This window comes from Streptomyces mayteni (genome assembly GCF_054783955.1).
This window is the reverse complement of record NZ_BAAGPR010000157.1, coordinates 1-13,091: the sequence shown is the minus strand read 5'-3', so window position 1 is coordinate 13,091 and position 13,091 is coordinate 1. Positions and strand designations below refer to the sequence as shown.

General features: G+C 71.2%; 7 protein-coding genes. All 7 read left to right on the top strand.

What is annotated here, in order from left to right:
• A partial coding sequence (locus ACYVPE_RS36800) for a hypothetical protein (protein WP_461038182.1) occupies positions 1-324 on the top strand: 324 nt, incomplete at its 5' end.
• A gap of 84 nt (positions 325-408) precedes the next feature.
• Entirely contained in the window at positions 409-768 is a 360-nt protein-coding gene (locus tag ACYVPE_RS36795) for a hypothetical protein (RefSeq protein WP_461038181.1), read from the top strand.
• Between the two features lie 97 nt (positions 769-865).
• Positions 866-3,331 (top strand): hypothetical protein, encoded by a 2,466-nt coding sequence (locus ACYVPE_RS36790; protein WP_461038180.1) that lies wholly within the window; start codon positions 866-868, stop codon positions 3,329-3,331.
• A 37-nt stretch (positions 3,332-3,368) separates the two neighbouring features.
• Positions 3,369-5,870 (top strand): TPR repeat region-containing protein, encoded by a 2,502-nt coding sequence (locus tag ACYVPE_RS36785; RefSeq protein ID WP_461038179.1) that lies wholly within the window; start codon positions 3,369-3,371, stop codon positions 5,868-5,870.
• 151 nt (positions 5,871-6,021) lie between these two features.
• Complete coding sequence (locus tag ACYVPE_RS36780) at positions 6,022-8,439, top strand: hypothetical protein (RefSeq protein ID WP_461038178.1); 2,418 nt, start codon at positions 6,022-6,024, stop codon at positions 8,437-8,439.
• A 225-nt stretch (positions 8,440-8,664) separates the two neighbouring features.
• A complete protein-coding gene (gene eccCa, locus ACYVPE_RS36775) occupies positions 8,665-12,720 on the top strand; it encodes a type VII secretion protein EccCa (protein WP_461038177.1) in 4,056 nt (1,351 codons plus the stop codon).
• Positions 12,717-13,091 (top strand): EsaB/YukD family protein (locus tag ACYVPE_RS36770; RefSeq protein WP_461038176.1); only part of this gene is annotated, 375 nt, incomplete at its 3' end. The genes eccCa and ACYVPE_RS36770, both read left to right, overlap by 4 nt.

Genomic DNA, 13,091 nt, shown 5'->3' with positions numbered 1-13,091 from the left:
GCGCGCGCTCTCGCCCCGGGGCCCGGCGCGGCCGCCGCCGCCGGGCGCGGGCAGCAGGGCGCCAGGAACGGCGGGCGGGCCGGTACCCGGGCCCGCGGCGTCGGCGAGCCGGCCGCCACCTGGCGGTCGGGAGCCAGGGACGCGTCCGCCCGGCACGGGCTGACCGGGCGTCCGGGGAGCACCCCCCCTCCTTCCCCGGGAGCCAAGCGGTCGGACCGTGACAAGGACGAGCGCGGCCGCATGGGCAAGCCGACGGAGCTGACCGAGGATCCCGCGGTATGGGCGTCGAATCGGAACGCCAGTAACGGAGTGCTCGGCGCCTAGGCGCTCCGCTGGAATGACGGCGGATCTCCGCGCCCCGGCCCGTGCCGGGGCGCGGAGATCCGCCACCACGGAAGGGAAGAAACCATGTCCGGTGACGGCCTTTACTACATTCCGGACGGCTTCCGGGAATCCGCGCGAGGCAGTTACGAGACCGCCGAGATGGCGGAGAGCACGCGGCGCTATCTGGACCGGGCGACCCCCAACGCCAGTAGCTACGCCGGCGCCGACGCCTTCGTCAACGCCGTGATCAGCACGCGTGACACGCAGTCACGGGGCGTCTCGCGGGCGGCGGAGGGCCGGGAGGGCATGGCCGGGGCGGACAATTTCGTCGCCGGCACCGGCGAGGAGATGGACGTCGAGGCCGAGGCTGCTGTCAATGTCGCCGCCTCCTCGGTGGAGTCCCGCAACTCTCCCATTTTTCGGGGTATTTCGGACGCTGTCTAGCGTTAACGCTTCATCATCGGGTAAGAATTTGTTCACCAACGAAAGCAAGCGAGTTCAAGGATGACCTCCCTCTGTACCTGAGTCCAAGGAGCCCGTCGTGCCGAAGCTTGATTTCACGAGAGATGAAGTCGAAGGAAAGGCCGGCGAGAAGAAGCCGTGGACCCGACAGAGGGAGTTCTCCGAGGAGATCGACCCCGAGGACATGGCCGACACGGCCGCGGTCTACGCGCGTGCGGCGGGGGAGGCCGAGAACAGCGGCGAACTCGCCGAGGAGGCCACCAGGTTGGGCGCCGAGTCCGGCGGCCTCGACGGCGCCTCACTGGTGGACGACGAGGGCCGGATCGACGAGACCGCCCGCGGCCTGCAGGGCAACGGCGCGGACATGGACGAGGTCGTCACCCGCCTCGTCCAGGCGATGAACCGGGCCATCGACGCGGAGTCGGACGTCCAGGACGAGATCCACGGCCCCCAGGGTCTCGAGAAGAAGTACACCGACCACCTCCAGGACGCCGTCGACGAGTGGAACGGCTGGCAGTCGGCGCTGCGGGGCGCCGTCACCGAGGCCAACAACAGCGGGGCCATCTCCGGCACCGTCGCCGTCGCCGTCACCCACAACGGGAAGACGATCAACGCCGACCAGGCCGAGTCGGGCGGCGGCTACGTCTACTCGCTGCCGGACAGCCTCGCCGCCGAGATCCGCGAGAAGCACCTCGACCGGGCCGTGGACAGCGCCGAGGCCAGCTACGACGAGATCAGCGACCACATCGACGCCTACCGCCAGCGGCTCATGGAGTACGGCAGCGAGCTCCAGGGCCTCGGCTACGACCTGGCGGGACCGCTCGGTCTGTGGACGACGGAGGGGCAGGCCGAGTACGCCGCCGAGAAACTGACCGAGGAGCTGGCGAAGGACGAGCCCGACCAGCAGCTGCTCGCCATGTACACCCAGGGGCTCTCCGGCATCGCCGACGCCATCTTCGGCGACTCCGCCAACCCCGGCGACCCGCTGCGCGATCTCACCGCGGAGGAACGCGCCTACCTGGACACCTTCTTCTCGGGCGTCGACGCCGAGGCGCTGGCCTCCCTCGGCAACACGATCGACGGCTGGGACGAGGCCAAGCGGAACATCGCCAACGGCCTCACCATGCTGACCGACCCCGAAATCGGCGGGTACGACCCGAACACCGAGGCGGGCCGCGCCGCGCTGCCCGAGGTCGTCCGCCGCTTCGTCTACGACTACGAGAACGGCCGGATGTGGCCGGGCGACAGCGACACCACCGACCCGGACGGCTTCCGTGAGGAGCTCCAACTCTTCAACGGCTTCGGCGACATCATGTCGCACGGCTCCCTCAGACCGGGCGACGCCTTCGCCGAGGACATAGCGAACGCCGCCCTCGACATCCAGGCCCGCACCGGCGTGCAGCAGGCGCTCGGCATCTACGCCGACGAGCAGGTCGCCAACACCGGCAGCAGCGGGCTGCTGACCACCGTCTCCCGCAACACCGAGGCGTCCGCGGCGCTCCTCAACGACGACGACTTCCGCGACGAGTTCCTCGGCCAGTGGTGGCAGGACAGCTACGGCGCGGGCGACCTGATCAGGGCCGGCACCTCCATCCCCGAGGGCGTGGGCCACAACGACCCGGAGGCCAGACAGTACGTCGAGGCCGCGTACAACCTGCTCGCCGACGCGCCCGACAACGGCCGGTACATCCTCGGCCAGGGCGGCCCGCAGGACGGTCCGATGGCCCTGGACCAGCGGGCGCTGCAGCGCGCGATCAGCGACACGGGGCTCGAGTACATGCACATGCTGTCCAAGGGCTCGGAGGACACCGAGTTCTTCGCGTCCACCGACGGCAGGGAGTTCACCGACGAGAACCTGCACGGCCAGGACTACCTCTACTCCTTCGAGCTCAACGGCGACGATCGCAGGGCGCTGTTCTCCCTCTTGAACTCCGGCGACGAGGACGTGCGGCAGGACTTCTTCGCGGGGGTCGGCGCCTGGGAGGCGCAGACCGCCCACGACGCGTTCCTCCGCGACGGGTCGAGCGGCCACGAACGGCAGTCCGCGACCTTCCACGACATCGGCCGGGTGGCCGGCACCGTCGAGTACGTGCAGCGGGTGGAGCCCGCGGACGACTCCTCGAAGTTGCAGTTCTCCTCGTACGGCGCCATCTCCACCGGCGCGTCCGTGCTCAACACCCTGGTGGACTTCGGCAAGGGCAACGCGATCACCTCGGCGGGTGCCTACGGCGTCACGGAGGCGCTGCGCTACTCGCTCCCCGACGGCGCCGCCGAGCACAAGCAGGCGCAGTGGGACGCCGTGAACTTCGGTGACAACGCGGTGCGGCGCACCGTCGCCGAGGCCGCCATCAGTACGAACTACCACGGCGCCGGCTTCGATGACGACGGCAAGAAAATCAAGCTGCCCGACCCGGCCTCCCCCAATGTGGATCAGGACGACGTGAGCCGCGCGACCAAGGGCATTGAGGGGGACTACAACGGCTACCGCGACGCCCTGATCGAGGGATACGACGACGCCCTCTACAACGACGCCACCGCCAACTGACGCACCACCCCACGGGGGGACTGAGAAAGGCACCACCTTGCCCGACTTCAACTTCACCAGCGCCCAGGTCGAGGCGAAGGCCGAGCGGCGCCCCTGGACGAGACAGCGTGACTTCTCCTCGGAGATCGCGCCCGACGACATGGCCGACACCGCGGCGGTGTACGCGCGGGCCGCCGGCGAGGCCTCCGGAGCCGGTGAACTGGCCGAGCACGCCACCGAGATCGGCGCGGACGCCGGCGGGCTCGACGGCGCCTCCCTGGTGGACGAGGACGGCAGGATCGACGCTACGGCCCGCGGGTTGCAGGGCAATGGCCAGGACATGGACGGCGTGGTCGGCTACCTGGTCCGCGCGATGAACCGGGCGATCGAGGCCGACGAGGAGGTCTTCGACCTGGTGCTGGGCGACGGCGGCCTGGACGAGGGCCGCACCCGGCACGTCAGCGCCGCGGTCAACGAGTGGAACGGCTGGCAGAGCGCCCTGGAGGCCGCCGTGCCGAGCAACCCGCTGGGCGAGAGCTTCGTGCTGCGGCCCATCATGACGATCGACGTCAGCTACGGCGGCCGGACCCTGAGCATCGCCCCGGAACAGGACTGGAGCCGCGCGGTCTACAGCCTCCCCGGCTCCCTGGCCACCGAGATCCGCGAGAAGCACCTCGGCAACGCCGCGGAGGACGCCGTCACCGCCGACGGCGAGATCACGGACGTCATCGAGGCATACCGGACCCAGCTGGCCGAGTACGGCGCCGAACTGCAGGGACTGGGGTACGACCTGTCCGGTCCGCTGGGGCTCTGGACCACCGAGGAAATGGCCGAGTACTCGGCGGGGAAGTTCCTCGAGGAGCTGAAGAAGGACGACCCCGATCAGCAACTGCTGGCCATGTACAGCCAGGGTCTCGAGGGCATCGCGGACGCCGTCTACGGGGACTCGCTGAATCCCGGTGAGCCTTCCCGCAGGCTGACCGACGCCGAACTCGCCTACCTGGAGGCCTTCATCGGCCGGATCGACGACCCCGAGGTGCTGGCCTCCCTGGCCACGAAGATCGAGGGCTGGGACGAGTCGAAGGTCAACCTCGCCAACGGCATCGCCATGCTGGCCGATCCCGAGCTCGGCGGTCACGACCCGAGCACGGAGGCCGGCCGGCAGGCGCTGCCCGAGTTCGTCCGCCGGTTCGTGTACGACGACAAGCAGGGCGGCCTGTACCCCATCTACGAGTACGGGCCGACCGAGGGCCAGGACTTCATCAAGGAGCTGGCGCTCTTCAACCAGTTCGGTGACCTCATGTCGCACACCGTCGTCCCGCCAGGCGACCAGTTCGCCAAGGACATGGCTCGTACGGCCGTCGACATCCAGGGCCTGGCGCAGCTGCAGCCCGGGTGGAACATCCACTTCACGGACTACGTGACGGACACCGGGAGCAGCGACCTGCTCACCGCCGCGTCGCGGAACAGCGAGGCCGCGGCCGCCCTCCTGGCCGACGACGACTTCCGCTCGGACTTCCTCAACACGGTCTGGCACGAGAGCGACGGGGCGGCCGACCTGATCCGCTCCGGCGCGCTGCTCCCGGCCGGGGTCGACCACAACGACCCGGCGGCCGCCCAGTACACCGAGGCCGCCTACCAGCTGTTGAGCGAAGCGGGCGACCACAAGCGGGTGATCAACGCCGACAGCGCGGTCGACGAGGCCCTCTGGCCCCACCACGGCTCGCTGCAGCGGGCGATCGGCGACGTCACGCTGAAGTGGATGGACCACGTCTCGGCCGGCTCCCAGGAGGGTGGGTACCACGCGTCGAGTGACCCGGACGGCGACAACCCCTGGACGGCGCGGAACCGCAACGGCCGGGACCACCTGTACTCCTTCGAGCTGACCGGCGCGGAACGCGAACGGCTGTTCGCCGTGATGAACGAGAGCGAGGAGGAGACCCGGCAGGCGTTCTTCGAGGAAGTGGGCCGTTGGCAACGGGACACCGCCACCGGGGCCTTCACGCGCGACGCGGCTTCGGGGCACCACGAGGAGACATCGACGATGCGCAACATCGCCCGCGTCGCCGGCACCCAGGTCCGCGTGCAGGATGACCACGACGTGTCGGACTACTCGAAACAGCAGTACACGACCTACGGCGCGATCTCCCTCGGTGCCTCCGTCGCCAACACCCTCGTCGACTTCGGCAAGTTCAACGCCGTCACCACCGCCGCCGCCTACGGCATCACCGAGGGCCTGCGCTACGGCCTCCCCGCCGGCAACGAGGCGGTGGCGCAGGCGCAGTGGGACGCGGAGAACTACGGGGACGGGCCGCTCAAGAAGCAGGTCGCCCAGGCCGCCATCGACGCCGACTACGACGGGGCGGCGAGCCGGCACGCGGACACGCTGCCGCGTCAGGGCGACGAGAACTTCCGCCCGAGTGAGGTGTTCTCGGCGAGCGACACGATCGGGGGCGACGTCTTCCCGCACTACCAGGCCGCGTTGATCGATGGATACAACGACGCCATCAAGCGCGACGCCTCCGACGGCGGCCAGTGGTCACGACCGGCACACCAGTGAGCCGCTGACCGGCGCCGTTCGGCGCGGGTCGCCCTACTGACCACCGTTCACCGACGCTTCGACCCCCGGTAACGCGACCGAAACGGCACGGCCCCGGCCTCCACGGAGGTTGGGGGCGACTGTGATCGGAAACGCTGCGGGGGACGAGCGAGTGCCTGACTTCAACTTCACGCCGGACGAGGTAGAGGAGAAGGCGGGCAGAAAGCCCTGGACCAGGCAGCGGGAGTTCGCCGAGGAGATCAGGCCCGACGACATGGCCGACACGGCCGCCGTCTACGCCCGGGCCGCTGGCGAGGCCGCCGACGCCGGCGAACTCGCCTCCCAGGCCACCGAGACCGGCATCTACGCGGGTGGCCTCGACGGCGACTCGCTGGTCGACGGCGACGGGCGGATCGACGAGACCGCCGAAGGACTCCAGGGCAACGGCCAGGACATCGACCGCGTCGTCGGCTACCTGGTCCGCGCGATGAACCGCGCCATCGACGCCGACGACGAGGTGCTCCGCCTCGTCCTCGGCGACGGCGGCCTCGAGGAGGGCCGCACCCGGCACGTCAGCGCCGCCATCAACGAGTGGAACGGCTGGCAGAGCGCCCTGGAGGCCGCCGTCGCCGCCATGCCCGCGGCCCCGACGAGCGTCGTGCGGCCCATCGCCCCGCTCGACGTCTCCTACCGCGGCCGCACCCTCGGCATCACGCCGGAACAGGACTGGTCCCGCGCCGTGTACAGCCTGCGGGGATCGCTGGCCGACGAGATCCGCGACCGGCACCTCCAGGACGCCGCCGACGACGCCGTCGCCACCGACGGCGAGATCACCGAGGCCATCGAGGCGTACCGCACCAGGCTCGCCGAGTTCGGCCAGGAGCTCGGCGACCTCGGCTACGACCTGTCGGGCGGCCCCTTCGACCTGTTCACCACCGAGGAGATGGCCACCTTCGCCGGCCAGCGCATCGCCGAGGAACTGGCCAAGGAACACCCCGACCGGGACGTGCTGCTCCGCTACACCGAGGGCCTGGACGGCATCGCCCTCGGCGTGTTCGCCGACCCCGACAAGCCGGGCAGCGAGAACCTGTCGTTCCTCAACCCCCAGGAGCGGGCCTATCTGCTGGAGTTCTACGAGCAGTTGGACGCCGAGGACCTCGCCGCCCTCGGCGCGCTGCGCGACCCGGAGGGCGACAACACCGCGCTGCGCCGCGTCGCCAACGGCATCAACCTGCTGACCGGCGCCGAGTACGGCGGCATCGACATCACCATCCCGGAGAACAAGGAGCTGATCCCGGACGGCATCCGGGAGTACGTCTACGACTACCGGGAAGGCACCGGCCTCTACCCGATCGGCAACTCCGAGTACCGGCCGGCGCTGAGGCGGTTCAACGACTTCGGCGCCCTGCTCTCCACCGCCACCGTGCCCCCTGGCGACGTCTTCGCGACGGACCTCGCGCACGCCGCCGTCGACGTCCAGTTCCGCACCAACAGCGAGTACCTGGGCACCGACAACACCTTCAGCCGGGACCTGCTGCGCACCACGTCCCTCAACACGGGCGCCTCCGCCGACCTGTTGAACGACGACGTCTTCCGCGACAACCTGCTCGGCCTGCACTGGGAGGACAGCTCGGGCGCCGGCGACCTGATCAGGGCCGGCACCACCGTCCCCGACGGCGTCGACCACAACAGCGACGAGGCCAGGGCCTACGTCGAGGCCGCCTACCACGTGCTCACCGACGCGCCCGACCACAGGAACGACGTGCTCGCCCAGGGACTGCCCGGCTACTTCCCCGCCGACCACACCGCCCTCCAGGACGCCATCGGCGACACCGCCGTCCAGTACCTCGACATGGTCTCCAAGGCGTCCGAGGACAGCTCCTTCGACGTGCCGACCGACCCCGACGACCCGAACGCCCGCACCGACCGCGACCTGTACGGCACCGACTACCGCTACTCATTCGGGCTCTCCCGCGACGACCGGCAGGGCCTGTTCGACATGCTCCTGCGGGGCGAGTCGGACGCCAGCCAGGACTTCCTCGACGGCGTCACCACCTGGCAGGAGGTCACCGCCTACAACGCGTTCACCCGCGACCCCGAGGGCCGGCACGACGAGGGCGCCGCGTTCGAGGGCATCGGCCGGATCGCCGGCACCGTCGAGAACGCCCAGAACGCCGCCGTGTCGGTCGGCGACGAGAACCGGCGGCAGGCGTCCGCCGTCACCGCCATCGGCCAGGCCGGCGCCATGGTCCGCGACATGGTCGCCCCGCTGCCCGCCAAGATGGCCATCCGGGTCGGCGCGTACGGCCTCGGCGAGATGTTCCGCTACTCCCAGCCCGACCCGGCCATCGCCGCCGAGAACACCCGGCTCGACTCGATCCAGTACGGCGACTGGGTCACCGAGACCATCGTCGCCAGGGCCGCCGTCGCCGCCGACTACGACGGCCTCGGCGACACCAGGTTCCGCGACCCCAGCACCGACCCCGACGTCAGCAAGGAGGACCTGCACCGGGAGGTCATCGGCGTGTCCGGCCGATACAGCTGGGAGGCCAGCCAGTTGGACCGCGCCTACAAGGAGACCGTGGGCTGAGGCTGTCAACCGCGACCGTCGGCCGAGACGGAGCCGTACGGAACTGATACGTGTCTGGTACACGGCGCCCCTAGCCGCGATCATGATCGCGGATGCAATCTGACGCCAGGCACTTCCCCGGGATAGACGGCCGCCCCAGGGGCCCCGTGCGCACGCCAGGAGTCGCCCTACCATGGGGCGGGATCTTGGCGTTGGCGATGACCGGCCTGAGAGGCAAAGAAGATCGTGACCAGCCCGACCACCGTGTTCCGGCGACCGGCGCGCGCGTCCCAGCCCGCCGCGCCCTCGACCGAACTGGTGCTCAAGGCTCCGCCACCGCTGCCGAAGCCCGAGGACAACAACCTCTGGATGACCGCCCTGCCCGCGCTCAGCGGGCTCGGCTCGGTCCTCTACATGCTCACCATGGGCCGCGGCCCCATCGGCTACATCGTCGGCTCCATGTTCCTGGTGTCCTGCCTGGCGATGGTCGTCGGCTCGGTGGTGCGGCAGCGCGGCAACGCGAAGAGCCAGGCACGCAACGAGCGCCACGAGTACCTGCGCTACCTGGAGCGCACCAGGACCGAGGTGCGCCGCACCGCCGAGGCCCAGCGCGAGGCCCTGGAGTGGAACGCGCCGGCCCCCGGCACCCTCTGGTCGCTCGCCGGCAGCCGCCGGCTGTGGGAACGCCGCGGCACCGACGCCGACTTCGGCGTCGTCCGGGTCGGCCGCGGCCCCCGCTACCTCGCCACCCCGCTGGTGCCCGGCGAGTCCGCGCCCGTCGAGGACCTGGACCCGCTGTCCGCCGTGGCGCTCAAACGGTTCATCGAGGCGCACTCGGTCGTCCCCGAACTGCCCGTCCAGGTCGCGCTGCGCCGCTTCGCCTCCGTCGGCGTCACCAGCGCGGGTGACCGCGCGGACGCCAGGGCGCTGATCAGGGCTGTCGTCGCGCACGCCGTCACCTTCCACTCGCCCAAGGACCTGCGGGTGCTGCTCTGCGCCGCCGACATCGAGGGCCCGCGCTGGAGCTGGCTCAAGTGGCTGCCGCACGCCCACCACCCCGAGGAGAAGGACCATGTGGGCCCGGTCCGGATGACGCACCCCAGCCTCGCCGTCCTGGAGGACTGGCTGGGCGCCGAGCTCACCCGCCGCACCCGCTTCAACCGCGACGCGGAACCCGACCCCGACCTGCCGCACCTGCTGCTGATCCTGGACGGCGGCCTGGTCACCGGCGGCGAGGCGCTGCTCGACCCCAACGGCATGCAGGGCGTCACCGTCCTCGACGTCGACGGCCGGGCCGCCGCACTCACCGAGGCACACGGCGTCCGGCTCGACGTCGCCGAAGGACGGCTCTCGGTCCTCGCCGGCGAGACCAGCGACGAACTCGGCACCGCCGACGCGCTCTCCGAGCCCGAGGCCGACGCGCTGGCCCGCCAACTCGCCAGGTTCCGCGCCGACATCGCCCAGAGCACCGGCGACGCCGAGGACCTGACCACCACCGTCAACACCCTGCCAAGCCTGCTCCACATAGCCGACCCCGGCCGCCTCGACCTCGAAGGGCTCTGGCGCCCGCGCCCGATGCGGGACCGGCTGCGGACCCCGATCGGCGTCTCCGCCGAAGGCGGCGTCCTCGACCTCGACATCAAGGAGTCCGCGCAGAACGGCATGGGCCCGCACGGGCTGCTGGTCGGCGCCACAGGATCGGGCAAGTCCGAGCTGCTGCGCACCCTGGTGCTCGGCATGGCCAGCACCCACGCCTCCGACCAGCTCAACCTGGTGCTGGTCGACTTCAAGGGCGGCGCCACCTTCGCCGGCATGTCGGAACTCCCGCACGTCGCCGCCGTGATCACCAACCTGGAGGACGACCTCACCCTGGTCGACCGGATGCGGGAGGCGCTCTCCGGCGAGATGAACCGGCGGCAGGAGGTGCTGCGCGACGCCGGCAACCTCGTCTCCATCCGCGACTACGAGCGCGCCCGCCAACGCGGAGCTCACCTCGCGCCGCTGCCCAGCCTGTTCATCGTCGTCGACGAGTTCTCCGAACTCCTCGCCCAGAAGCCCGACTTCGCCGACCTCTTCGTGCAGATCGGCCGGCTGGGCCGCTCGCTCGGGCTGCATCTGCTGCTGGCCTCCCAGCGCCTGGACGAGGGCCGGCTGCGCGGCTTGGAGGCCCACCTCTCCTACCGGATCGGCCTGCGCACCTTCTCCGAGTCGGAGTCCCGCACCGCGATCGGCGTGCCCGACGCCAACCACCTGCCGAGCGCCCCGGGCCACGGCTACCTCAAGACCGACACCACGACGCTGAAGCGGTTCCGCGCCGCCTACGTCTCCGGCCCCTACCGCACCGGCGACGAGACCACCGGCGCCGCGCTCGGCGGCGGCATCAACATCCGCCCGTTCCCCGCGGGTTACGTGCCGGTGCCGGCAGAGGAGCAGGACCCCGAGCCCGAACCCCAGCCGCGCGTCGACGAGTTCGACGAGGCCGAGGACCTCGGCCCCACCGTGCTCGGCGTCATGGTGGAGCAGATGACCGGACACGGCACGCAGGCCCACCAGGTCTGGCTGCCGCCGCTCGACGCCCCGGAACCGCTCGACCGGCTGCACGGCGACCTCGCCGTCCGGCCGGGCCGCGGCTTCGGCGCCGCGCCGACCAGGCCGCCGCTCACCGCCACCGTCGGCGTCGTCGACCGCCCCTTCCACCAGCGGCGCGACCCGATGGAGCTGGACCTCACCGGCGCCGGCGGCCACGTCGCCATCGTCGGCGGCCCGCACAGCGGCAAGTCCACCGGCGTCCGCTCGCTGATCGCCTCCCTCGCGCTCCGCCACACGCCGTGGGAGGTGCAGTTCTTCTGCCTCGACTTCAGCGGCACGCTGTTCCCCTTCGCCGGCCTGCCGCACGTCGGCGGGGTGGCCGGGCGGCTCGACGCCGAGATCGTCAACCGCACCGTCGCCGAGATCCTCGAACTGCTGGAGAGCCGCGAGACCAGGTTCCGCGAGTCCGGCGTCGAGTCCATGGCGGCCTACCGCGCCGCCCGCGCCGAGGGCCGCGTCGATGACGCCTTCGGTGACGTCTTCCTGGTGGTCGACGGCTGGGCGGTGCTGCGGCAGAGCTACCCCGAGCTCGAGGCCACCCTGATGGCCACCGCGGGCCGCATGCTGACCTACGGCATCCACCTCGTCATCACCGGCAACCGCTGGCTCGACATGCGCATGGGCATGCGGGACATGATCGGCACCAAGATCGAGCTCAAGCTCGGCGACGCGCTCGACTCCGAGATGGACCGCAAGGCCCAACGCACCATCCCCACCGGCCGCCCGGGCCGCGGCATCACCACCGACTCCCTGCACTTCCTGCTCGCCATGCCCCGGGTGGACGGCGTCCGCTCCGACACCGGCATCGCGGACGGCGTCGGCGACCTGGTGCGCCGGATCAGGGACGCCTGGCAGGGCCAGGTCGCCCCCCGCGTCCGGCTGCTGCCCACCAGCTTCCCGCTCGCCGACGTGTTGTCCGCCACCGGGGCCGCCGAGGCCGCCGCGGTCAGGGGCGTCACCGTCGCCATCGAGGGCAACCGGCTGGAACCCGTCGTCTTCACGCCGGGCGAGGACGCCGGCCTGATCGCCATCGGCGACACCGAGTCCGGCAAGACGTCGCTGCTGCGGGCCGTCGCCCACCAGGTCATCGACAGCTACGCCCCCGACCGGGCCAAGCTCATCATCCTCGACCACCGGATGACGATGCTCCGCGAGTTCGACGGCCCCCACCTGCTGGGCTACTCCACCACCCAGGAGCGGTCGACCGAGGTCGTCGGCGGCCTCGCGGACGGCCTGAAGAAGCGGCTCCCCAGCACCGACGTCACCCCCGAGCAACTGCGCGACCGCTCCTGGTGGACCGGCCCCGAGATCTACCTCCTCGTCGACGACTACGACCTCGTCTCGACCAGCCGCGGCAACCCCCTCAAGCCACTGCTCGACTTCCTGCCGCACGCCAGGGGCATCGGCCTCCACCTCTACATCACCCGGCAGGCGGGCGGCGCCTCCCGCGCCGTCGTCGACCCCATCCTCGGCCGCCTCAAGGAGCTGAACCTGCCGGGCGCGCTGCTCAGCATCCCCAAGGACGAGATGCCGATCTGGGGCTTCAAGCCGGCCACCCGCAAGAAGGGCCGCGCCCTGCTCACCCACCGCAGGCTCGGCAACGTGCCCGTCCAACTCGTCCGGTCCGACTCGCCCCACGCCACCTCTCCTTCCGGCCCTGCCACCCCTTCTGTCCCTTCCTCTTCTGATCCGAGCCCGAGGACCACCTCATGAGCGGCAGCCTCACCCAGCCGTCGGCCACCGCGCCGGTCGCCCCAGGCGACGCCGCGCCGCACGCCCCCGGTGGCGGCGCCGAGTTCGTCCGCATCGGCGTCGCCGGACCCACCAGCCGCGCCGACCTCGCGGTGCCCGCCGGGGTGCCGCTCGCCCGACTGCTGCCGACGCTGCTGCGACACGCGGGCGAGGACGCCACCCAGGACGGCGGCGTCCGGCACGGCGGCTGGGTGCTGCGCCGCGCCGACGGCACCCGGCTCGACACCGCGGTGCCGCTCGCCGCCCAGGGCGTCCAGGAGGGCGACCTGCTCTTCCTCCGCCACGGCACCGACGACGCCACCCCGCCGCTCTACGACGACGTCACCGAGGTC

Coding starts and splice junctions, on each gene's coding strand:
- ACYVPE_RS36795 (WP_461038181.1), top strand. CDS start 409: ATGTCCGGTGACGGCCTTTACTACATTCCGGACGGCTTCCGGGAATCC.